This window comes from Rothia sp. HMSC069C04 (assembly GCF_001812895.1).
In the GTDB taxonomy this organism is placed as follows: domain Bacteria; phylum Actinomycetota; class Actinomycetes; order Actinomycetales; family Micrococcaceae; genus Rothia.
Genome location: NZ_KV810742.1, coordinates 175,119 through 196,858, shown reverse-complemented (window position 1 = coordinate 196,858; position 21,740 = coordinate 175,119). Strand labels below are relative to the sequence as shown.

18 protein-coding genes are annotated in these 21,740 nt (G+C 57.1%); 14 read left to right on the top strand and 4 right to left on the bottom strand.

Annotated features, from left to right (window positions below; translation table 11 throughout):
- Positions 1 to 38 precede the first annotated feature (38 nt).
- A complete protein-coding gene (glmU, locus tag HMPREF2879_RS05910; RefSeq protein ID WP_049362296.1) occupies positions 39 to 1,493 on the top strand; it encodes a bifunctional UDP-N-acetylglucosamine diphosphorylase/glucosamine-1-phosphate N-acetyltransferase GlmU in 1,455 nt (484 codons plus the stop codon).
- Positions 1,494 to 1,513: 20 nt separating this feature from the next.
- Positions 1,514 to 2,494 carry a ribose-phosphate diphosphokinase gene (locus tag HMPREF2879_RS05905; RefSeq protein WP_049327934.1) on the top strand — a complete coding sequence of 327 codons (981 nt, stop codon included), beginning with the start codon at positions 1,514 to 1,516 and terminating at the stop codon, positions 2,492 to 2,494.
- 160 nt (positions 2,495 to 2,654) lie between these two features.
- Here the strand turns inward: HMPREF2879_RS05905 and HMPREF2879_RS05900 are convergent, their stop codons facing one another.
- Positions 2,655 to 3,785, bottom strand: a complete 1,131-nt coding sequence (locus HMPREF2879_RS05900; protein ID WP_049362294.1) for an arsenate reductase/protein-tyrosine-phosphatase family protein — start codon at positions 3,783 to 3,785, stop codon at positions 2,655 to 2,657.
- A 309-nt stretch (positions 3,786 to 4,094) separates the two neighbouring features.
- On the opposite strand from HMPREF2879_RS05900, the gene HMPREF2879_RS05895 reads away from it, so the two are divergent.
- From HMPREF2879_RS05895 to HMPREF2879_RS05840, 12 genes are all read left to right on the top strand, one after another.
- Positions 4,095 to 5,912 (top strand): ABC transporter ATP-binding protein, encoded by a 1,818-nt coding sequence (locus HMPREF2879_RS05895; RefSeq protein ID WP_049341575.1) that lies wholly within the window; start codon positions 4,095 to 4,097, stop codon positions 5,910 to 5,912.
- Between the two features lie 105 nt (positions 5,913 to 6,017).
- Positions 6,018 to 6,938: a glycosyltransferase family 2 protein gene (locus tag HMPREF2879_RS05890; RefSeq protein WP_049341577.1), complete on the top strand. Its 921-nt coding sequence runs from the start codon at positions 6,018 to 6,020 to the stop codon at positions 6,936 to 6,938.
- A 258-nt stretch (positions 6,939 to 7,196) separates the two neighbouring features.
- The gene (locus HMPREF2879_RS05885; RefSeq protein WP_049350009.1) at positions 7,197 to 8,195 is read left to right on the top strand and encodes a CgeB family protein; all 999 of its coding nucleotides are present in this window, start codon (positions 7,197 to 7,199) and stop codon (positions 8,193 to 8,195) included.
- A complete protein-coding gene (locus HMPREF2879_RS09425) occupies positions 8,186 to 8,752 on the top strand; it encodes an acyltransferase (protein ID WP_053090429.1) in 567 nt (188 codons plus the stop codon). Before HMPREF2879_RS05885 ends, HMPREF2879_RS09425 begins: the two co-directional genes overlap by 10 nt.
- Positions 8,745 to 9,839 carry a hypothetical protein gene (locus HMPREF2879_RS05875; RefSeq protein WP_049358430.1) on the top strand — a complete coding sequence of 365 codons (1,095 nt, stop codon included), beginning with the start codon at positions 8,745 to 8,747 and terminating at the stop codon, positions 9,837 to 9,839. Before HMPREF2879_RS09425 ends, HMPREF2879_RS05875 begins: the two co-directional genes overlap by 8 nt.
- On the top strand, positions 9,839 to 10,567 hold the full coding sequence (locus tag HMPREF2879_RS05870; RefSeq protein WP_049358429.1) for an acylneuraminate cytidylyltransferase family protein: 729 nt from the start codon (positions 9,839 to 9,841) through the stop codon (positions 10,565 to 10,567). Before HMPREF2879_RS05875 ends, HMPREF2879_RS05870 begins: the two co-directional genes overlap by 1 nt.
- Positions 10,568 to 10,657: 90 nt before the next feature.
- Positions 10,658 to 12,901: an N-acetylneuraminate synthase family protein gene (locus HMPREF2879_RS05865; protein ID WP_049341583.1), complete on the top strand. Its 2,244-nt coding sequence runs from the start codon at positions 10,658 to 10,660 to the stop codon at positions 12,899 to 12,901.
- A 17-nt stretch (positions 12,902 to 12,918) separates the two neighbouring features.
- Positions 12,919 to 14,043: a glycosyltransferase gene (locus HMPREF2879_RS05860; RefSeq protein WP_049341585.1), complete on the top strand. Its 1,125-nt coding sequence runs from the start codon at positions 12,919 to 12,921 to the stop codon at positions 14,041 to 14,043.
- Positions 14,040 to 15,371, top strand: a complete 1,332-nt coding sequence (locus HMPREF2879_RS05855; RefSeq protein WP_049341587.1) for an O-antigen ligase family protein — start codon at positions 14,040 to 14,042, stop codon at positions 15,369 to 15,371. Before HMPREF2879_RS05860 ends, HMPREF2879_RS05855 begins: the two co-directional genes overlap by 4 nt.
- Positions 15,372 to 15,539: 168 nt before the next feature.
- On the top strand, positions 15,540 to 16,589 hold the full coding sequence (locus HMPREF2879_RS05850) for a glycosyltransferase family 4 protein (RefSeq protein ID WP_049341589.1): 1,050 nt from the start codon (positions 15,540 to 15,542) through the stop codon (positions 16,587 to 16,589).
- A gap of 65 nt (positions 16,590 to 16,654) precedes the next feature.
- Positions 16,655 to 17,602, top strand: coding sequence for a glycosyltransferase family 2 protein (locus HMPREF2879_RS05845; protein WP_049341591.1), 948 nt, complete (start codon positions 16,655 to 16,657; stop codon positions 17,600 to 17,602).
- Between the two features lie 12 nt (positions 17,603 to 17,614).
- The gene (locus tag HMPREF2879_RS05840) at positions 17,615 to 18,862 is read left to right on the top strand and encodes a glycosyltransferase (protein ID WP_049341593.1); all 1,248 of its coding nucleotides are present in this window, start codon (positions 17,615 to 17,617) and stop codon (positions 18,860 to 18,862) included.
- Between the two features lie 86 nt (positions 18,863 to 18,948).
- Here HMPREF2879_RS05840 and HMPREF2879_RS05835 read toward each other — a convergent pair whose 3' ends face one another.
- The 3 genes from HMPREF2879_RS05835 to HMPREF2879_RS05825 form a co-directional block, all read right to left on the bottom strand.
- Positions 18,949 to 19,257, bottom strand: coding sequence for a PqqD family protein (locus HMPREF2879_RS05835; RefSeq protein WP_012904017.1), 309 nt, complete (start codon positions 19,255 to 19,257; stop codon positions 18,949 to 18,951).
- Positions 19,254 to 20,111: a nucleotidyltransferase family protein gene (locus tag HMPREF2879_RS05830; RefSeq protein WP_049362346.1), complete on the bottom strand. Its 858-nt coding sequence runs from the start codon at positions 20,109 to 20,111 to the stop codon at positions 19,254 to 19,256. Before HMPREF2879_RS05830 ends, HMPREF2879_RS05835 begins: the two co-directional genes overlap by 4 nt.
- Before the next feature lie 111 nt (positions 20,112 to 20,222).
- Complete coding sequence (locus tag HMPREF2879_RS05825) at positions 20,223 to 21,695, bottom strand: tyrosine-protein kinase domain-containing protein (protein ID WP_049341597.1); 1,473 nt, start codon at positions 21,693 to 21,695, stop codon at positions 20,223 to 20,225.
- Positions 21,696 to 21,740 lie beyond the last annotated feature (45 nt).

Sequence of the window (21,740 nt, the reverse complement as noted above, 5' to 3'; positions counted from 1 at the left end):
CTCCTCACTCTTACAACCACTACTAAGGAGTCTTCCCAGTGAACACTGAACTGGCACCCTCTGCAGTGATCGTTCTCGCCGCAGGCGCTGGTACGCGCATGAAGTCCGCTACCCCCAAGGTCATGCACGGCATCGGTGGTCGATCCATGGTTGAGCACGCTGTCGCTGCTGCACGCGATTTGAACCCTGAGCGCCTTGCTGTTGTGGTGCGCCACCAGCGCGATAAGGTTGCTGAGCACGTTCTTGCATTTGACCCTGAGGTAACCATCGTTGATCAGGATGAGATTCCGGGTACTGGTCGCGCGGTTGAGGTCGGTCTGAATGCCCTGGATGCGCAGGCACCCGTCTCCGGCACCGTCCTGGTGACCTACGGTGATGTTCCTCTGCTGCGCCCCGAGACTCTGCGCGAACTGATTGCCTTCCACGAAGAAGACAAGAACTCCGTAACCGTGCTGACCACCCACATTGATGAGCCCGGCGCCTACGGTCGTATTGTCCGTAACCAGGCTGGCGAAGTGACCGCCATTGTTGAGGCGAAGGACGCTTCCCCCGAAGAACTCGAAATTACCGAAATTAACTCCGGTATTTACGCTTTTGACGCCGCTGTTCTGCGCGAGGCACTGCTCGAGGTGACCACCAACAACGCACAGGGCGAGAAGTACATTACCGACGTTCTGTCCATCGCTCGTTCTAAGGGCTACCGCACCTCCGCTCTGGCTATTGAGGACCGCTGGGAGGTTGAAGGGGCTAACGACCGCGTGCAGCTGGCTCAGCTGGGTCGTATGCTCAACAACCGCATCCTTGAGGCTCACATGCGTAACGGCGTGACCATTGTTGATCCTGAGAACACTTGGGTTGACGTTACCGTCACCATTGAGAACGACGTAACCCTGCTGCCCGGTGTGCAGCTGCACGGCTCCACCACCGTTGCTACCGGCGCTACCATTGGCCCGGACTCCACCCTGACCGATATGACCGTTGAGGCTGACGCTACCGTCATCCGCGCTCACGGTTTTGGTGCTGTCATCGGCGAAGGTGCAACTGTTGGTCCCTTCGCATACCTGCGCCCCGGTACTACCCTGGGCAAGGACGCTAAGCTTGGCACCTTCTGCGAGGCTAAGAACTCGCAGATTGGAGATGGCGCAAAGATTCCGCACCTGTCCTACGTTGGTGACGCCACCATCGGTGAAGGCGCGAACATTGGTGCTGGATCTATTTTTGCGAACTACAACGGTCTGGTGAAGAACCGCTCCGTTATCGGCGCGCACGCCCGTATGGGTTCTGCGGGCATTTACGTTGCACCTGTTACCGTCGGTGACGGTGCCTACTCCGGCGCGGGCGCGCTGATCCGTAAGGATGTTCCTGCTGGCGCCCTCGCCTACTCTGAGACTTCCCAGCGCACCATCGATGGCTGGGTTCTGAAGAACCGTGCCGGTACCGAACCCGCCGAGGCTGCTAAGGCTGCTGGCGCTCAGGATCCGGCAGAATCCTAATTCGAGGAAAGAACAACACCATGAGTAGCGAGATTACCAACCCCGGTGAGCGCAAGCTTGTAGTGGTCTCCGGTCGAGCACACCCCAAGCTTGCCGAGGAGATTGCACAGGCACTTGATCACGACCTGTTGCCCACCTCCGCATACACCTTCGCCAATGGCGAGACCTACGTCCGCTTTGAGGAGTCGGTGCGCGGTGCGGACGCTTTCGTGATTCAGTCGCACCCGGCACCCATCAACGAATGGCTCATGGAGCAGATCATTATGATCGATGCGCTCAAGCGTGCATCCGCTCGTTCCATTACCGTGGTGTCTCCCTTCTATCCCTACGCTCGTCAGGACAAGAAGCACAAGGGTCGCGAGCCCATCTCGGCACGTCTGATTTCGGACCTGTACAAGACCGCGGGTGCTGACCGCCTGATGTGCGTGGATCTGCACACTTCGCAGATCCAGGGCTTCTTTGACGGTCCGCTTGATCACCTCTTCGCAATTCCGGTTCTGGCTAAGCACATCCGCGAGCGCGTGGACGACCTGTCCAACGTGACCGTTGTGTCCCCGGATACCGGTCGTGTCCGCGTGGCTGAGCACTGGGCTGACCTGCTGGACGGCGCGCCTCTGGCGTTCGTGCACAAGACCCGCGACATCAACGTCCCCAACCAGGCTGTTTCTAAGACTGTTGTGGGTGACATCGAGGGTCGTACCTGCGTGCTGATTGACGACATGATCGACACCGGTGGCACCATTGCTGGCGCCGTGAAGGTCCTCATGGACAAGGGCGCAAAGGAAGTTATCATCGCGGCAACTCACCCGGTTCTGTCTGATCCGGCTGCTGAGCGTCTGTCCCAGTGCGGTGCTGTGGAGGTCGTCGTGACCAACACCCTGCCCGTGCCGGAAGAGAAGCAGTTCGATAACCTGACTATTCTCTCCATCGCTCCGTTGATTGCTCGCGCTATTCGCGAGGTCTTCGATGAGGGCTCTGTGACCGAGATTTTCGAGCACTAAGCTTCTAAAGCCTAACGAAAGTCCCCCGCTGACTACTGTCGGCGGGGGACTTTCTGCTATTGAGGCTAAGTTATAGAGGCTAAAGCTAACCGGCTGGAGCAGATATCTGTTCCAGCCGGGTTAGTGCTGTATTTAGTGTCGTGTGCTTAGCGGTGTGCGCTTAGCGGTGTGCCTGTGCGAGCCAGGGCAGAATGATGCGCAGGGACTGCTCCACCTCGTCCACTGCGACCTTAGCTGCTGCGGGGCCGCGGCGGTAGGGGTCTTCCAGCTTGTCGCTATCGAGCGGGCGAGCACCGTGCGAGTAGAGGTAAGAGAGCGGCTCGGCGCGGCGTGCGTCCTCGCGGATTCGTGCAACCTGCTTGAGTAGCTTGATCTTGGCGTGGTGCTGGGGCCACTCGCGCACGATCCAGTCGGCGTGTACCTTCTCAGCGACCAGGATGATGGTGGCGTTCTCGACAATCTGGCCGTTGAGCTGGCGGGAGGCGAAACCTTCGGGGTTGTAGCCACGCTCAATAAGCTCGTTGGCTACGTGCTCGTAGACGCCGTGACCGACGAGTGCTCCGGTGCCCGCGCTGGCGAAAATCCACTTGTCTTCCAGACCGTATTCTGCGGCGAGGTGCTTGGCGATAACTTCACCGGATGCGCTGCGGGCAATGTTGCCGGTGCACACGAAGAGTGCTTCGAAGGGGCCGTCTTTGTCGGTGCTGTCGGTACGGTTGAGAGTCTTGGGGGAGAACTTGAAGAGCGGGGTGCGTTCGCTGCGGGAGTTAGTAGTGGGGGAGGAGTGTGCGTTTCCTGCGCTCTGGCTGTTGGCTTCTTCGGGGTTGGCGAGCTCTTCGGCATCAACGGTGGGCGCGTTGTGCTGGCCCACGCGGATAATGCTGGGGCCGGTGGGCTTACCGTCTACGTCGAGGATGTCGCCGGGGGTGGCCTCGATGTCGGTGTGGGTGAGAGGCTGTGCGGAGACGGTTGCGGTGCCGTCTGCGCTCAGTTCTTCTTCCGGGGTGACTTCCTGCTGAGGGGTCTGCGTAGCGGTGTATACCTCGTAATCGTCTACGGCTTCCAGGAGGGATCCGTCAGGGGAGATGGTGCGACCGGCTACCCCGCGGCGGTTCTTGCCCGCTAGGTCGGGGTTGCTCTTAATGAGGGAGCGGACTCCATCAGCAATATTTGCGGAGGGAGAGGCGGTGGTTGCCTGCTGCTCCTCGGCAGTTTCTGCGGAGTTGGTTTTGTCCTCGGAGGAGCCCCACGCGTACTTGTCCTTGAGGGACTTGATGTTGAAGATGCCCATCAAAAAGCCTTTTCTAATTGACGTACCCAACAGTGAACAGGGAAGCCGGAAGTGTCGGGTTTGCTGAATGAATAGTATCTATCATACCGAGTTACTTGCACCTCCAACGGTTCCTTTTCCTGTGTGTGGCAAATACCCCTAAATGTCTTATGTTTTAGCTATGAATTAGAGGTTCTTCTTGCGACTAAAGATGACCAAAAGTACAAGTTTGATGCTGAAAATGTTTAGATGCCGCGTGCTAGAATTGGCGTGAAATGCTGGTCTTCTTCTCACTCAGGAGCCAGCGAGTACACTCACCAACGAGGACCAATGAAGAGTATTTATACTAAGCTTCGCCTGCTTTTCCCGGGACGAAGCTTTACGCTGCTTGTCTTTAACCTGATCGGTCTGTTCCTCCTATCTTTGATGGAAATGGTCGGCGTTGCTGCCATTCTTCCCATTGTGAATATTGCGATGGGCGCGGAACTTACCGGTTACTTGGCTGTAATTTCCGATATCTTCGGCAACCCTCAGCGTTCTGATTTGGTGGTCTATCTGGGTCTCGTTCTGGTGCTCGCCTTTGTTATTAAGGGTGTTGTTGCGCTCCTCTTTAAGCGCTGGAGCCTGAAGTTTACCGGTTACCAGCAGCTGGCGACGTCGACGACGATCCTCAATCATTACATGAAGGATAGCTACTTCAACCACAAGAAGTCCCAGCCTGAAGAAACCGCGTACCTGATTAGCACCTACGTGGTGTTTGCATACCGCGGTTTTGTGGGATCAATTATTAACTTTGTGGGCGACTTCCTGTCTATCATCGTGTTGCTCATCATGATTCTTTGCGTCATGCCGGTTCCGGCGCTGATCGCTTTCGCATACTTCGGCATCACCATTGCTGTCATGCAGTTCTTCTTGCGCCGCGGTAACGCGAAGTATGGTGAGATAACGGCACGCGCGGGCCGAGACGCTTTGCGCTTCCTTCTGGACGACATCAGGGGCTTCCGCGAAATTCGTATTACGAATGCACACAAGGCTGCTATCGAGCAGTACCGCGAGCCCGCAGTACGAAGCGTTAAAAGCGATGTTAACCTCTCGTTCCTGAATGACTTCCCCAAGTACTCTCTTGAAGTTATTTTCATCGTGGGTATCGCTGGTCTGTTGGCTCTGGTGACCGCAACTCAGGGTGCTGATGGTCTTCCTTCCCTTATGCTTTTCGCAACCGCATGTATCCGCATCCTTCCGAACGCTACCCGTATGATTGCTTCCCTGGGCGGTATTCGCGCGAACGAGTTCGCTAGTGAAGAGGTTGCTAAGGTCATCCGCTCGATGAGCCCGGAAGAGCAGCGCCTGCAGATGGTTGAATTCAAGGATGAAATTGATCCGGCAACCATCATTAACTCGGGCATTGAGCCCGTGGATGTTCAGATCGATAACCTGGTCTACCGTTACCCGGACGGTGATAAGGACGTTCTCAAGGACATTCAGCTGGATGTGCCGGCTGGTACCTCGGTTGCTTTCGTGGGTGGTTCCGGCTCGGGTAAGACTACTCTGGTTGACTTGATTCTTGGTCTGCTGACCCCGACGAGCGGCACGATCTCTAGCCAGGGTAAGGACATCCATACTGACCTGCATTCCTGGTACCAGAAGATTGGTTATGTCCCTCAGGATCCCTACCTGGGTAACGGCACGCTGCGTGAGGCAGTTGCCTTCGGCATCCCCGAAAAGCACATTGATGATGACCGTGTGATCTACTGCCTCGAGCTGGCGGAGCTGATGCCTGTTGTCGAGACCCTGGAAGACGGCATTAACACCTCGATTGGTGAGAACGGTAACCGCCTTTCCGGTGGTCAGCGTCAGCGTGTGGGCATTGCGCGTGCGATGTACCGCAACCCGAGCCTGTTGGTTATGGATGAGGCAACCAGTGCACTGGACAATGAGACTGAGCACAAGATTACTCAGACCATTAACCGCATCTCCAAGGAGATTACCGTGATTATCGTGGCTCACCGTCTTTCCACGGTGCGTAACGTTGATCAGCTGGTGTACCTCTCCCAGGGCCGCATTGCGAATAAGGGAACTTTCAAGGAAGTTCAGGCTGCAAATGAAGAATTTGCGAACCTCGTTCGCCTGGGCCAGCTACCCGACTAATTGAAACTATGGGGGTGACCGTATGCAGAAGTAAATACGGTCGCCCCCATAATTTAGCCTTCTATCGATTGTGATTTTCAGGCACCTCACTCAAAGGACATTATTGTGACTCATACTCCCCGCGTATCTGCGGTTATTCCTTTCTACGGCGAGCCGGAGCCGGTTCTTGCCATTATTGACACTCTGCGTGCTCAGCAGGGTATTGACCCCGCCGATATTGAAATCGTCGTTTCGGATGACGTTTCGCCAATCCCTTTCCCCGAGGTTGAGGGCGTGACCGTGGTTCGCCGCCCTGTGAATGGTGGTTTCGGTAAAGCTGTGAACTCCGGTGTTGCTACCGCGACCGGTGAATGGGTTTTCATCCTCAACAGCGACCTGGAGCTGGATAACACCTTCGTCTCGCGCATGCTCGCAGCCGTGGAACGCCACGGCGAGGTGCTGGCTAGCCCGCAGATTATTGGCCACGACGGCAAGCAGCAGTGGGTCGCACGCAAGTTTCCCACCGCAGCGCATATTGCGTGGGAATGGTTCACTCCGCTGGCTCGTTTTAAGCCGACTAACTGGTGGCACCGCGGCGTTGGCCACGACGTTGAGGCGTGCACCGGCACCTCGGACGCGAAGGTTGACTGGGTTATGGGCGCATGTATGGTCGTTCCTCGTGCGACCTTCAACCGCATCGGTGGCATGGATGAGCGTTTCTACATGAACAGCGAAGAGGTGGATTTCCAGTACCGCCTCTCGAACGCTGGTGTGGATCGTTACCTGATTCCTTCGGTAACCGTCACCCACGAGGGAGGCGGATCTTCGCCCTCCGAGCGCCGTGTACAGTGGCTGACCACTGCTCGTTTCATTTATGCGGATAAGTGGGGCTGGGAGAAGAAGCTTGCTGTTGCTCTGCGTGCTACCAGCTACGCGAACTTCCTGGTGAACTCGGTGCGCGGCCTGCGCAATAAGGATGTGGACGCTCGTGGTTTCCTCGCCACCGAGCTGGAGCGTATCGCCAAGGCAGAGCGCCGCGAGAACTAGGCGCGAAACGTGCGGAATCTACAGCGGTAGTTCCGCAAGATTTCTAGCACTCTTCATAAGAAGGTTCACATAGAACGTAGGAGGCGACACAGTGCACTCGAGTGTGTCGTCTCCTGCTTTCGTTGTAAAATTTCAGTAGGTATGTTTTGCCTCAAGTTGCAGGTGAAACTTTCCGTTCCTCTTCACTCCAACACATAGCACCGCACGGTTCTACCCTGCGGGTTCTCATAGCAAACGCCGACAGGATTCAATCCTCATATGACTCAGCCCAAACTTCTACTGCTCTCACCCGCATTCCACGGGTACTGGAAGGCAATTCAGGCATCCCTGGAAGTGCACGGATACGAAGTGCGCACCCACATCTACGATGCGCCGGGTACTCTGCCCGAGCGTATCCTCAACAAGCTTGCCCACGAGCTGCCCGAGAAGTACCGCCCCGAAAGCTTCGCAGCGCAGGCAACCCGTAAGGCGATTGACGCTTTCCACGAGTTCCGCCCCGATATTGTGCTGGTCATTAAGGGCGATATGCTCTCCCGCGAATGGTGGGACCTGCTGGAGACCTCCGGTGTTCGCTACGGCACCTGGCTCTACGACGAAATGCGCCGTATGAGCTATACCGAAGAGGACCTGCATCACCTGGGCGCGCTGGCAAGCTACAGCCCGCTGGACGCGCAGCACCTGCGTGAGCAGGGCTTCGAGGTGCTCGACATGCCCAACGCCTACGACACCCACTGCCCGGTTGTCCCCATGCGTGAGGACTCTATCAACTTTGTGGGTGCTAAGTACCCGAACCGTGAGGAGACCCTGCAGGCGCTGGTCGCAGCCGGTCTGCCGGTGCGTGCTTACGGTCGTGCTTGGTCGCGTCACCCCTATGACATTCTGCGCACTAAGCAGTTCAAGGATTCCGGCGTGCCCGCAGGTCGCGATATTGACCGCTCTGAGGCGTACGGCATTATGGCGTCCTCCCCGGCAACGCTGAACATCCACAATAACCAGGATGGTTTCACCATGCGCACCTTTGAGGCTCCCGGCGTGGGCGCTCTGCAGGTGATTGACCGTGCCGATGTGGATCGCTACTACATTCCTGGTGAAGAGGTTCTGGTCTACGAGAGCATTGATGAGCTCATCGAGATTTGTACCCGTATTTTCCGTGAGCCGAAGTGGGCTCGCCAGATTCGTGAGGCCGGTCAGAAGCGTACTCTGGCTGAGCACACCTTCGATCAGCGTGTAAAGATTTTGGAGCAGCTATGGGCCTAAACCTTTCTAAGATTGTGACCAAGATGCCGAGCGTGCGTTGGCACATGGCAGACCTGCTAGGAAAGACCCTGTACTCGCGAGCGTTCGGTTCTTTCGGCTCGGGTACTGTTCTTGTTTGTCCCCTGCGCATGGTCGGTGTAGAGAACATCTACCTTGGTGACCAGATTGCAATCTACGAGGATGCGTGGATTGCTTCTGAAGCCGGAGGTATTCTGCGTATTGGTTCCGGTACCTACGTTGGTCACCGTAGCCATATTCACGCTCTGTCGAATGTGACTATTGGTAAGGACTGTGTCTTTGCCGATAACGTGATGGTCAATTCTGGTGAGCATCCTCTGGACTCTCTGCACGATGTGCAGCCCGGTGGTGACATCGTGATTGGTAATCGTGTTTTCCTTGGTCAGAATGTGTCTGTGCTCGGTGGCGTCACTATTGGAGACGGCGCGGTGATTGGTGCTGGAGCTGTGGTCACCCGCGACATTCCGGCTAACGCTGTGGCTGTGGGCATTCCAGCTACCGTTATTCGAGTCCGTTCTGGGGAGAAGCAGGATGCTTAAGTACCCTCTAGATTTGGATGCTTGGCAGGCGTGGCAGAGGCGTCAGAAGAAGCTGAAGTGGGCTAAGTATAAGCTGAACACGCTTCTTGATTCTGCACGTTCTCAGACTGGCAGGGAGGAACCCGTACGCGGTCTTCTGTACACTCGCGGTACTAAGCCTCAGGTGCTGATCGTTATGGATTCGTTCTCTCCAACGAACCGCAACGCAATCTTGGAACCTCTCAAGCATCTGGATGCTGTCGATGTTGCCCTGTGGGTTCCCGAGGACGCTAGCGAGTACCTGGACGGACAGTATGCGAGCGAGCGCTACTCGCGCAAGGACTGGTCCGAGCAGGAAATCTCCGGCGATGAGCTGATTAGCCTCCTGCCGGATGTTCGTATCGTTCTATCTGCCGCGCAGTTTCTTGGACGCGGTGCAGTAGCTTACGAGTTCTCTCGCGCGATTGGCGCTGAGTACTGGATGGTCCAGCACGGTCTGCTGGTGCCTCAGGCACCGCCGCTACCGGTTGGATGCACCCTGCTGGCTTTCAGCGAAGCTGATGCGGAATTCTGGGCATCGGGTCGCCGCGATGTGACCACCCACGCGGTGGGTTCGCAGCTACTCTACCTGGCGGCACAGAAAGCTGCCGGTGCTGAAGCGCAGAAGCCGAACGACCTGGAACCGATCTTCCTGGGCCAGATGCACGGTGCGGAACTGCCGCGCGCATCCTTCGCGTACGCTTCGCACTCCTTCTTGAAGAAGTTTGGTGGAACCTACCGCCCGCACCCGAGCGAGAAGGACAAGCTGTCGGTGCTGACCCACAAGCTGTGGGAGAAGGAAGGCATCCGCATTGACCGCTCCGGCACCCCGCTGAACGAGGTGCCGAACCCGGTGGTATCCATCTTCTCTACCGGTGTTCTGGAGGCTGCAATCCGCGGTATCCCGGCGTGGGTTTACCACCCGGCACCGCCGGCATGGCTCGTGGAATTCTGGGACCGCTACGGCATGAACCAGTGGGGTCAGGAACCGACCCCGCCACCGGTTCAGCCGAAGAAGGAACCGGCACAGCGTATCGCTGAACTCATGATTGAAACTTTGGAGGCATAATGCGTATTCTCTGCGTCATCCCCGTGCGCGGTGGCTCAAAGGGCATTCCGCGTAAGAACCTACGCCCCATCGCGGGTAAGCCGCTGGTCGCATGGACCATCGAGCAGGCACTGGCTGCTAAGGAAGAAGTAGCTGGCGAGCACGAGCTGCGCGTTGTCGTCTCCACCGACGATGCTGAGCTGGCTGATATCGCCCGCGAGTACGGTGCTGAGGTGCCGTTCATTCGTCCGGCACACCTGGCTGAAGACACCACCGCAACCGAGCCGGTCATCGAGCACGCCATCGAGTTCTACACCGAAAACGGTTGGGAACCCGAGGCTGTCATGCTGCTGCAGGCAACCAGCCCGGTGCGTCTGCCCGGTACTCTGGCTCGTGCGGTCCGCCAGTTCGCGGAGAACGGTAAGGACTCCATGGTCGGTGTGATTCCGATTGGTCCGTTCATCTGGACTTGGCACGCTGACGGTGAGCCCACCGCGGCGTTCGAGATTATGGCTCGCCCGCGCCGCCAGGAGCTGACCAAGGAAACCTTCCGCTACCGTGAGAACGGTTCGATGTACATCACCAAGACCCACGTGTACATGGACCACCACAACCGCCTGGCGGGCTACCCCGGCGGTACCATTGATTTGTTCATGCTGGACGAGGTCGAGGGCGTCGACATTGACGCACCGATTGACTTCTCCGTGGCAGAGCACCAGCTCACTCAGATCCTGGCCGAAGACAAGTAACCTTCACCCGCGGCAGTACCTCGTCTGCAGCTCCCGGCTTGACCGGCACTCAGGCATTCAACTAAACACTCAAACGAAAAGGTCAAAATCGTGATTATTGAACGCAATATTGCCCCCTACGTGGTCTTCGCTGAAGACCCGATTCTCAACGCCCTGCAGAAGATTTCTGCTAACGGCCAGCGCATCATCTTCCTGGTGAACGAGTCCGGTATCCTGCGCGGTTCGCTCTCTGACGGCGACTTCCGTCGTTGGCTGATTGCTAACCCGACCGCATCCCTGGAGACCAGCGCCCTGGACGCTGCAAACACCAACCCGCAGACCGCACCGGCTGATGCTGATCCCGAGACCCTGCGCGCATACTTCGCGAAGGGTATCAACCACGTGCCGCTGACCGACGAGCGCGGTCACCTCGTGGCACTGGCAATGGATGAGCAGGACGTCCTGCGCATCGGTAAGCACACCATCAGCGAGGATTCCCCCTCCTTCATCATTGCTGAGATTGGTAACAACCACCAGGGTAGCGTTGACTTCGCTAAGGAGCTGGTGGACCTGGCTGTTGAGTCCGGCGCGGACGCTGTGAAGTTCCAGCTGCGCGACATGGACGCTCTGTACCGCCAGCGCGGTGCGGCAACCGCAGGTGAGGACCTGGGCGTTCAGTACACCCTGGACCTGCTGTCCCGCTTCTCCCTGACCGTTGACCAGATGTACGAGGTCTTCGACCACGTCAAGCAGCACGACATGGACATCATGTGCACCCCCTGGGACGCACCCTCCGTTCAGGCACTGGTTGACTACGGTATCCAGGGCATGAAGATTGCTTCTGCCGACCTGACCAACCACGAGCTGCTGCGCGACGTGGCTTCCCGCGGCCTGCCCATGCTGGTTTCCACCGGTATGAGCCGTGAGGAAGAGATTCGCGAGTCCGTGGCTCTGCTGCGTAACGCTGGCGCATCCTACGCTCTGCTACAGTGCCAGTCCGCATACCCGGCACCCTTCAAGGACGTCAACCTGGCGTACATGGACCGCCTGGCTGAGATTGGTCAGTGCTTGGTCGGTTACTCCGGCCACGAGCGTGGCTACCACGTGCCGATTGCTGCTGTTGCTCGCGGCGCGAAGATCATTGAGAAGCACTTCACCACCGACAAGACCCTCGAGGGTAACGACCACACCGTCTCCCTGCTGCCTGAGGAATTCAAGGCAATGGTTCAGCAGATCCGTGAGGTTGAGGCCGCTATTGGTTCCGCTGCTCCTCGCGAGGTGTCCACCGGTGAGCTGATGAACCGCGTGAACCTGGCTAAGTCCCTGGTTGCTACCCGTCACATTGCTAAGGGCGAGGTTGTGACCGAGGCCGATGTTGCTGTGAAGTCCCCCGGCCGTGGTCTGCAGCCGAACTACCTGCCGCAGCTGCTGGGCCGCACCATGCAGCGCGACGTTGAAGAAGGCTCGTTCTTCTTCGAGGGCGACCTGAAGGACGATCTGGTGACCCGCCGCGACTTCAAGTTCGACCGCCCCTGGGGTCTGCCGGTTCGTTACCACGACTACAAGCCGCTGATTGAAGAGGCAAAGCCGGACTTCCTGGAGTTCCACTTCTCCTACAAGGACCTCGAGATCAACATCGACGACGTCTTTGACTCCAAGCTGGACATGGGCTTCACCACCCACCTGCCCGACCTGTTCGCAGGCGACTTCCTGGTGGACCTCGCGTCCAAGGACCCCGAGGTGTGGGAGCGCTCCATCGCTGAAGTTCAGCGCACCATTGACATCACCCGTGACCTGACCCGCTACTTCACCGTAGACGAGGACCCGGTCATGGTCGTGACCATGGGTGGCTTCACCAAGGACAAGCACATCCCCGCATCGGCACGTGCTGAGAAGTACGAGCGCATCGGTGAGGCGCTGAAGCGTCTGGACGCATCCGGTGTTCGCCTGGCGGCTCAGACTCTGCCCCCGTACCCCTGGCTGATGGGTGGTCAGCAGTACCATAACCTGTTCCTGGATCCGAAGGACACCGCGGAGTTCTCGCGTGAGTTCGACACCGCGCTCTGCCTGGACATCTCCCACACCATGCTTGCTTGCAACTTCCTGAACATTCCGCTGTCGGAGGCTGTTGAGCAGCTGGCACCGCTGTCCATCCACCTGCACCTGGTGGACGGTACCGGCGTTGACGGTGAGGGCGTTCAGGTCGGCGAAGGCGATGTCGACTGGGCATCCCTGGGCAAGCAGCTGCGTGAGCTGGCACCGAAAGCATCCTTCATCCCCGAAATCTGGCAGGGCCACATCAACAACGGTGAAGGCTTCTTCACCGCACTGGACCGCCTCGAGAAGTGGCTGTAGAAAGTAGACACTCACTCATGAATTCAAACGGATTTCCCACTGCCCTGTGGGTCGTTCCGGTTCCCGAGTTTGGTGGAGTAGCTCGGCACGTTGTCGATATGGCACGTGCCGGGCTCCCCGGCTTTAACCTGGTGGTTCTCGCACCCGAGGGTAAGCTCACGAGCCGTCTTGAGGAGCTGGGCGTCACCGTCATCAAGGCTGAATTCGGTCCCGACTACGGTTTTAAGACTTCTTTTGCTTCTTTGCAGAAGGCTATTGAGCAGCTCCGCCCGGATATTGTGCACAGCCACCTGGCGTATGCAGACGTTGTCGCAACCGCTGTGGTCAACGCACTACGCATCCGTAGCGTCATCAAGCGCGGCACCTGCGTACCGAAGCTTCTGACCACTGAGCACGGTATTGCAGGTAATGACTCGGTGTACCACGGTAGCTCCTGGCGTTCTAAGCTCATGGAGACCGTGCATCGTGTGCGCCTGTGGGGTACCGATCAGGCGATTGCTGTTTCTCGTTCTACCGCTGATCAGATGCGTGCCAAGTGGGGTGCTCGCGGTGTTGAGCTGGTGTACAACGGCGTGGATATCCCCGAGGTGCACGCGGCTGTTGAGCAGCAGCGTGTTCCCGCAGAGGGAGGTCCGCGTATTCTCTCGCTGTCCCGTCTGTCCCCTGAGAAGGGCATTGACGTGCTACTGGACGCTTTTGCGCAGCTTCGTGCTGATTACCCGCAGGCTCATCTTGAGATTGCGGGCTCTGGTGATTTGGCGTCCGAGTTGCAGGCTCAGGCTCAGCGTCTGAACCTGGGGGAATCGGTGACCTTCAGCGGCTTCGTTAACCCGATTGAGGCGATGGGCCGTAGCGACATGATTGTTCAGCTGTCGGTGTGGGAGAACTGCTCCTACACTCTGCTGGACGCTAAGGCAGCCGGTCTGAAGACGGTCGCTACCGCTGTGGGTGGTAACCCGGAGATTTTGGGCGCCGACGAGCTGGTAGGCCGTCAAAGTGCAACCTTGACTCAGGATGTTCTGCAGGCTATGCGTGCGCAGCTGCAGAAGAGTGAGGCTGAGCCTTTCACCTGGATTTCGAATGAGCAGATGGCTGCTCAGACGGTTGATATTTACACTCGTGTACTTCGAGGAGGCCGATGATGAGCCAGACTTCGCAGGTTTACGCGCATTTGAACGAACCCACCGAGAAGCCAGAGGTTTCGCGTTTCTCTGAAACTGTGTCTCGCGGTAGTAATTACGTCCGCCATCAGACCAGCCAGATTCGTATGCCTGAGTTCATCATGGCGTTCCTCTTGCTTTTTGGTGACCCGGTACCGGGTGTTGGTTTGCCCTTTAACCAGGTAATCATTCTTTTGCTGGCGCTGTACGGTCTGACCCGTAAGCCAACTTTTGACGTGAGTCATTTTTCGGGTCTGCGCGCAATTATGTTTATTGCAATGGGTTACCTCGCAATTGTCTCGTTCTACGGTGTACATTCCGAGGACGCATCGGATTGGACGCGTCGTTTGCTTCGTCTTGTAGCGGCAACGGTATTGATTTGGACTATCGCCGCTGGGCGTCTGCATATCCGCTCGATTATTCTGGGCTACTCAACAGCGATTCTTTTCAATGCGGTAGGATATTTTGCGGGTTTTGCCCCGGAAACTGGTTATGTTGGTTATCTGACCGGTTGGCTGGGCGATAAGAACTTCTCGGGTCTGGTGTACTGCCTCTTTGGCCTGTTGGTTCTGAGCTTCGCCCGTAACAAGATCGAAGTCATTCTTGCCATTGTGGTTTTCTCTGCTTTGTTGTGGGCTACGGGTTCTCGTACCTCTATCGCGGCGTATGCAGCGGGTCTGATTTGGATCGTTATTGCTCACCGTATGAAGACTTTCGGCCGCATTGCCTTGGGTGTGGCCCTGTACTGGCTGATCGATATTCTGACCAATGACTACGCGCAGTCTGGTGCCTTCGCAGATCGTACCGGTACCGATGCGCTTCGTTCACTGATTGACCAGGCATCTGAGATTAAGGTTCAGGCTTCTGGCTTCTTCGGACAGGGCTTGGGCGAAGCATATGTCTATCTGGCACATACTGGTTCGAAGACCTGGTTCTTCCACAATTCATACTGGTCTGCGCTTGTGGAGGGCGGCTGGCCCTGGATGATTCTGGTTGTTGCTATTACCTTGCTCTTCATCGTGAATGTGTTTAGCGGCCAGAAGACCCTGCCCGCGAAGTTCTACGTTGTGCAGGGCGCTGGCGTTGCCATTATGATTTGTGCGTCGCGTCTGGGCGAGGTGTTCTACACCTGGCCGTGGGCTGTTGCCTGCGGTCTGGCTTTGCGTGTGTTGTTGCTTGAACGTGAACAGCGTTTGGGCACCGGCCATGATGAGTCGAGCGTCGAAGGCTTCGACGAACGAATTGAGATTCGTGATGCTGAAGAAGCCGATAACCACGTACTAGCTGCCCAGAATGCCCATAAGGCGTAGAGGATATTCACTTTGTATCCTCTGCCTCGACAGGCAGTTTCTCTAAGTCTTGAGCATAACGCGCAACGCTTATTGGAGCCCCTTGTTCTGGCGTATCAGGGGAACCTAGATGGTTCTGTAGAAGAACAATATCCCCTTCCCCTTGTGAATTGCTCTAGGAGTAGAACAATGAAAAAAGAACTGTATATTGCTACCAATAACGGTGATATTGGTGGCGGCGAGGTCATGCTTCTGAACATTGCCCGCGCAGCCCGTAACCTCGGGTACAAGGTCACCATTGTGGGCCCCTCGGAACCGAAGCAACTCATGGAAGCTGCCGCGGATGAGGGTTTCCCTCGCATTATGTTGCCTGCTAAGAACCGCGCACAGTACATGCTTGCTTTGCGTGCATGGCATGCTCAGAACAAGGATGTACTGCTCTGGTGCAATGGTCTGGTTCCCGCAGTAGCAACGGGTGGCCGTAAGAACCGCATCGTACACCTGCATCAGTACGCTACTGGTATCAATGCCAAGCTGGTACCGTTCGCTCGTCGTAATGCATCGGTTACTTTGGTGCCTAGCCGTTACGTCGCACGTGCTTGCCCTGGCAGCGAGGTTTTCGCTAACTGGGTCAACGGTGTCTCAACTGAGCTGGACCATCACGTTGGCGATCGTCGTCTGCGTGTTGGTTTCTTGGGTCGTCTGACTCCTGCTAAGGGTATTCCTACTCTGTGCGAGGCGTTGAGCATCCTCAACAAGGACGAGATTATCTACGACTTCATCATCGGTGGCGAGCCTGTATTCGCTTCTGAAGAGGGCCGTGCTGAGGTTGAGACTGCTCTGGCCCGTGTCGCACCGTTCAGCACTCGCTTGGGCTGGACCACTCCGGACCGCCTGTTCTCTAACATTGACATGCTGGTTGTCCCCTCGGCGGGTGCTGAAGAGTCTTTCGGCCTTGTGGTTGCTGAAGCGATGAGCGCACGCATCCCTGTCGTTATCAGCGACGCTGCACCCTTGATGGAGGTCGTCGGCGGCAACGGCTCCTACCCCTACATCGTCCCGGTGAACCAGCCGCAGGCACTCGCCCAGGCCATTGAGAAGCTGGGTCAGGAAATCCGTGAAGAGACTGAAGAGCTGGCAGAACGTACCTCCGAGCTGTTCTGGCGTTGGCAGGAAAACTACTCACCTGAAGCAGGTAAGGTCCGTGTTGGTGAGATTCTGGAGCGTTTTATCCGCTAAGGTGCTTCTAAACGTATAGGCCATTCCCAACGGATATCCTCTCACTCAAACCCCGAAGGAAAATTATGACGACTACTCACCGCTACAAGGCTGCGGTTATCATCCCTTCTCGCGGTGGTGCAGATATTCTGCACTACCCGCTGGATGCCCTTGCCGCCCAGACCGAGAAGGACTTCCAGGTTATCGTGGTCCTCGACGGCGATATTGATAACAGTGAAGCTGTGCTTGACCGCTACATTGCAGAAGGCAAGCTGAACCTGACCAAGATCGTTTTCGAGGAGAACCGCGGCCGCGTGGCTGCGTTGAACGCTGGCCACCGTGCGGCTGATGCGGATGTTCTTATCCGTTGCGATGACGACCTTGAGCCTGCTGCCGACTACGTTGAAGCGCGGATCCGCCTGCACCGTGATTACGACGGTGTGATTGGTACCTTGAAGAACGTGTACCCGGACACTCCCTACTCTCGTGTGTACGGTAACTTCCGCGATGCCCGATTCAAAGAAGGTGCCCTCAGCGTAGCTGAAGAAGGCCGTTGGCTGTACTGGAACGGCAACTCTTCTATCTCTGCTGAGTACTTTGACCGTACTGGCGGCTACGACCCCGCGTACCGCCTCTACGGCTGGGAAGACGTAGACATGGGCAAAATGGTTCATGACGCTGGTGGCCGCATCATCATCTCTGATGAGGTCGAGGTCAAGCACTACGCCGAGGCTACTACCACTGCAGTGCGTGCTCTGCGCGCCCTGCACTCGGGCTCCGCCCGCACCATCTTCGTCCGTAAGCACGGCGAGGAAGCACACCCTGCCCCGAACCCGACGGGTCCGTGGGGGTTCTTGGTCAAGACCCTCGCTCGTTTCACCACCGAGAACACCATTAAGGCTCTGGGCGATGCGAGCGATAAGATTCTGCTCAAGCTGCCCGCTAAGGCTGCTGAGAAGCTTGTGGCACTGCAGGTTGAGGCTGCATCCTACGCCGGTATTCACTATCCTGAGCGAGCTCAGAAAGTTTTCTAGGAGGAAAAGAAAATGTCACTCACTCAGCTCTTGACCTCCGCTCCGTTTACCGGGCCGAAGAACCCTGACGCGGTGCTCGCGGATATCCCGAAGAGCCTCAAGAAGCTTGGCCGCCTGGTGCGTCGTTACGTGCCGCTGGTGAAGCCTGAGGCTACTGAAGAGATTGCAATTGCCCACGACTACCTGACTCAGCGCGGTGGCGCGGAGCGTGTTGTTCTGGCGATGCACCGTGCGTTCCCGGACGCACCGATTTACACGACTCTGTACGACCCGGAGGGCACCTTTCCCGAGTTCAAAGACGCGAAGATTATCACGAGTCCCTTGAACAAGATTGGTTACCTGCGTCGTAACCACCGCATGGCTCTGCCGATTCTGCCGATTGCTTCTTCTTTCTTGAAGGTGCCGGCTGAGCGTGCTGTGGTATCGACAACCGGTTGGGCGCACGGCTTCAACTTCGCCGGTCGTAAGTTCATTTACTGCCATTCGCCGGCGCGTTGGCTGTACCTGAGCGATCAGTACCTGGGTGAGAAGAGCACCGGCCCCGTGCCGCTGTTGCTGAAGACTCTGCGTCCTGCACTGATGCTGTGGGATCACTGGGCGGCTCACCGCTCGGCGGTGTACGTGGCGAACGCGAGCGTGATTAAGAAGCGCATCGAGAACGTCTACGGTAAAAAGGACGTTCCGATTTTCTTCCCGCCGCACTCGGTAGATGCCGCCGCACCGGTTGAGCCTATCCCGGGTCTGGAAGAGTTCACCGAATCGGACGATTATTTCCTGATTGTTTCTCGCCTGCTGCCCTACAAGAATGTTGATAAGGCTATTGAAGCCTGCAATGAGTTGGGCAAGAAGCTACTGGTGATTGGCCGCGGTCCGGAAAAGGAACATCTGGAAGCGCTTGCGGGCCCGACTATTCGTATTGCTTCGGGCGTTTCGGACGCGCAGCTACGTTATGCGTACCGTCACTGCCTGGCGCTGCTGGCTATCTCGTATGAGGACTTCGGCATTACCCCGCTAGAAGCGGGTGCTAGCGGCAAGGCCGTGATTGCCTACCGTGCGGGCGGCTTCCTGGATACCATTCAGGAAGGCAAGACCGGCATGTTCATCAACCAGCCGACCGTGGAGCAGCTGGTGGAAGCTCTTAAGGCTTTCAACCCGGACGACTGGGATGCCGACTACATCCGTGAGCACGTTGACGGTTTCTCGGAGGCTCGTTTCATCAGCCGTCTGAAGACCTACGTGCAGGCTCTGCCCGAAGACTAAAAGAGCTAGACGGCTCATAGAAGAAGGCGGGGCGGTAGAACTATAAAGTTCCTACCGCCCCGCCTTTTTTATTCGTTCTGAGAGCCTTAGCGGGCCTCTAGGAGCCCCTTGGAGAGCAGTTCAGGAATAAAACCCTCAATCTGTGGTCCCATGGTCTCTATGGGCTGTTCATACATTTCGCAGAGCTCATCGATAGCATCCTGCAGAGACATCGGATCTTCAAAAATACTCCAAATAATGGAGGCTGAATCCTGAAGAACAGACAGCTCACCGTTGGCAAGATTCGCGAGATAAGTTGCCGTGGGGGAGTACTTCGCGAACTCTTCAGAATGAACGTACGCGATGTTCTCAGGGATGCCGTATACGGTCTGACGGGAATCTACTGGATTGCTCATTTATTCACCTTGATTCCGAAACGCTCAAAGAACTTTGCACGTATCTCTGCCTTAGTGGGGGTGCGTCCCAGCTGCATCGCCAGATGGTCCTTATTCACGAGGAAAATGTTCTTGAGGGTGCGTAGCTTATCGTGCAGGGTCGTCGCTGACTGCAGGCGCCCAATCCACTGAATATAGTGGGGCACATCCTGGGAAACCGACAGCCACAGCAGGTAGTCGCGGTCATCACGGTACTGCTCCAGACCGCCCATAGCCGCGCTATATGCGAGGGAAGAATCAAGCTCCTCGGCACGGGCTCGCAGGCGCTGCCAATCGCTGTACGAGAGCAGAGAGACCAGGTAGTTAATATCTGCGCTGTAGCGCGATGCCGCGCGGGCGCGGTGAAGCACCACGAGAAGACGCGCATCCAAATCGCTGGGGACAACGCAGGGGCGGTGAGCAATCATGCGGGTCTTGCGTGCCGCCCAGACACGGTCAAATGCCCTCTCGTAGTCGCCGTGGCGTCCTAGACCGGGGAAGAACCGATGAATATCAGTTAGGCCCCATGAAGCGTGGTAGAGCGTCATTGCGTGCTCGAACACGGAGCCTGTTTCGAAGTGCGCTTGAATACGCCATCCATCTGCCAGAAGGATCTCTACAAAGCGGTCCACGTGAGAGGGGCGGACCAGCAGGTCAGCGTCGGAGCTGTACCTACCCTTGCGGTAAATTTCCTGAGAGAAAGCGTAGCCTTTGACATGCAGAATATCGATGGAGTGCATGTCGGCAATCCGCTGGAAGTAGGCGTGCGCAAGCCGAATCCGTGCCGCGAGAGGAGTAGTCTGCGGCTCCGGGGTATTGGGTGAGTGAGTGGTCACAATAGCCTTTCGGTGCACATGTATACCAGATAAGTATAAGGCGGGATGGGCAGAAAAACTGCCCATCCCGCCCTAAGTCGCTCCCTAAGATTTAGGGTGCTTATTACGCTATTACTTCTTAGCTGAGGACTTCTTCGACGACTTCTTGTCGCCGTCCTTGCCGTAACCGTAGTAGGTTGCGTAGCCCACGTAGGTGCTTGCGTAACCGAAGCCGTAGTAGGAGTTACCCAGGCCCTTACGGGGTGCACGGTTCAGAACAAGACCGAAGAGGTTTGCGTTGACCTTCTTCAGGATGCTGGACGCCTCGGTCATCTGCTCGCGGTGGCTGCGGCCAATCGAACCGACCAGAATCACGCCGTCCACAGAGTTGGAAAGCAGCGATGCATCGGTCACGGGCAGCAGCGGCGGAACGTCGACCACCACGATGAACTCTTCGGAGAGTTCCTTGATCAGCTGGCGCATCTTATCCGAGCCCAGAAGCTCAGAGGGGTTCGGGGGGATACGACCTGCAGGCAGGACGAAGAGGTTCGAATCGCCCAGCTGGTGCACGGCGTTAGCGATCTCAACCTGGCCAGCCAGAACCTGGGTCAGACCAACCTTAGCGTCGAGCTTCAGCTTCTTAGCCACGGTCGGGCGGCGGAGGTCGGCGTCAATGAGGATGACAGGCGAACCTGCGTCAGCCATTGCGCGAGCCAGCGACAGCGACACGGTCGACTTACCTTCACCGGGCACTGCGGAGGTGACGATGAACGAACGCGGGGGAGTGTCAACGTTCACGAAGCGCAGGTTAGTACGCAGCTGGCGGATGGACTCCTGTGCGATGTGATCGTCGGTGTCACCCTTAACGATGTTCTCTTCGTTTAGGTCCTCACTGACAGGCAGAACGCCCAGGATGCTTGCACCGGTTGCCTTGGTAGCGTCGTCACGGGTTCGAATACGCTGATCCAGAGCACGGCGCAGGAAGATTGCCAGGTACACCAGACCGAGGCCAGCAACGGCGCCGATGAGCACGTTCTGCTGGTAGTTCGGGGCCACCAACGGCGGGTTGACGCTTGCGTTGTTCAGAGGAATAACGCGAACGGTGTTGTTGGTGGTCGGGGAAGCGGCGGTGTTTTCGCCGTTCACCAGAGCCTGAGCGTTACCGGGGTTCTGCTCAATTTCCTTGATGTAGTCGGCGGTAGCCTGCAAAGCACCGTTAGCGAGCAACTGTGCGTTCTTCGGGGAAGAAGCCTGCGCGCTCACGGTAATCAGTGCAGCGTTATCACCCGCAGTTGCAGTGAGGCTCGCACGAATCTGACCGGTGGTCAGGGAGAGGTCGGGGTTGTTCTGCTTAATCTTCTGTGCCACGGCTTCGGAGGAGACGATAGCTGCGTAGGAGCGAGCGCGTTCCTTAGCGGCGGAAGAACCCGAGAGGACATCCACAGTGCCGGATTCGCCCACGGTCACGTAGCCCGAGGAGGATGCAGCGTAGACCTTCGGCTGGAGAGAGGCATAGCCGAAGCCCGCTGCGGCACCGACAACGATGCCAATGATCAGCAGCCAGAGGTTAGCCCTCGTGGTGCGGAAAAATTCCAAAATGGTCATGGTAGTGAGAATACTCCAGAAAGTTTGAGTTAGTGTACCTGCGAC

Excerpts from the sequence above, each read along its gene's own strand:
- HMPREF2879_RS05905 (WP_049327934.1), top strand. The coding sequence starts at position 1,514 with ATGAGTAGCGAGATTACCAACCCCGGTGAGCGCAAGCTTGTAGTGGTC.
- HMPREF2879_RS05900 (WP_049362294.1), bottom strand. The coding sequence starts at position 3,785 with ATGGGCATCTTCAACATCAAGTCCCTCAAGGACAAGTACGCGTGGGGC.
- HMPREF2879_RS05895 (WP_049341575.1), top strand. The coding sequence starts at position 4,095 with ATGAAGAGTATTTATACTAAGCTTCGCCTGCTTTTCCCGGGACGAAGC.
- HMPREF2879_RS05885 (WP_049350009.1), top strand. The coding sequence starts at position 7,197 with ATGACTCAGCCCAAACTTCTACTGCTCTCACCCGCATTCCACGGGTAC.
- HMPREF2879_RS09425 (WP_053090429.1), top strand. The coding sequence starts at position 8,186 with ATGGGCCTAAACCTTTCTAAGATTGTGACCAAGATGCCGAGCGTGCGT.
- HMPREF2879_RS05875 (WP_049358430.1), top strand. The coding sequence starts at position 8,745 with ATGCTTAAGTACCCTCTAGATTTGGATGCTTGGCAGGCGTGGCAGAGG.
- HMPREF2879_RS05870 (WP_049358429.1), top strand. The coding sequence starts at position 9,839 with ATGCGTATTCTCTGCGTCATCCCCGTGCGCGGTGGCTCAAAGGGCATT.
- HMPREF2879_RS05860 (WP_049341585.1), top strand. The coding sequence starts at position 12,919 with ATGAATTCAAACGGATTTCCCACTGCCCTGTGGGTCGTTCCGGTTCCC.
- HMPREF2879_RS05855 (WP_049341587.1), top strand. The coding sequence starts at position 14,040 with ATGATGAGCCAGACTTCGCAGGTTTACGCGCATTTGAACGAACCCACC.
- HMPREF2879_RS05850 (WP_049341589.1), top strand. The coding sequence starts at position 15,540 with ATGAAAAAAGAACTGTATATTGCTACCAATAACGGTGATATTGGTGGC.
- HMPREF2879_RS05845 (WP_049341591.1), top strand. The coding sequence starts at position 16,655 with ATGACGACTACTCACCGCTACAAGGCTGCGGTTATCATCCCTTCTCGC.
- HMPREF2879_RS05840 (WP_049341593.1), top strand. The coding sequence starts at position 17,615 with ATGTCACTCACTCAGCTCTTGACCTCCGCTCCGTTTACCGGGCCGAAG.
- HMPREF2879_RS05835 (WP_012904017.1), bottom strand. The coding sequence starts at position 19,257 with ATGAGCAATCCAGTAGATTCCCGTCAGACCGTATACGGCATCCCTGAG.
- HMPREF2879_RS05825 (WP_049341597.1), bottom strand. The coding sequence starts at position 21,695 with ATGACCATTTTGGAATTTTTCCGCACCACGAGGGCTAACCTCTGGCTG.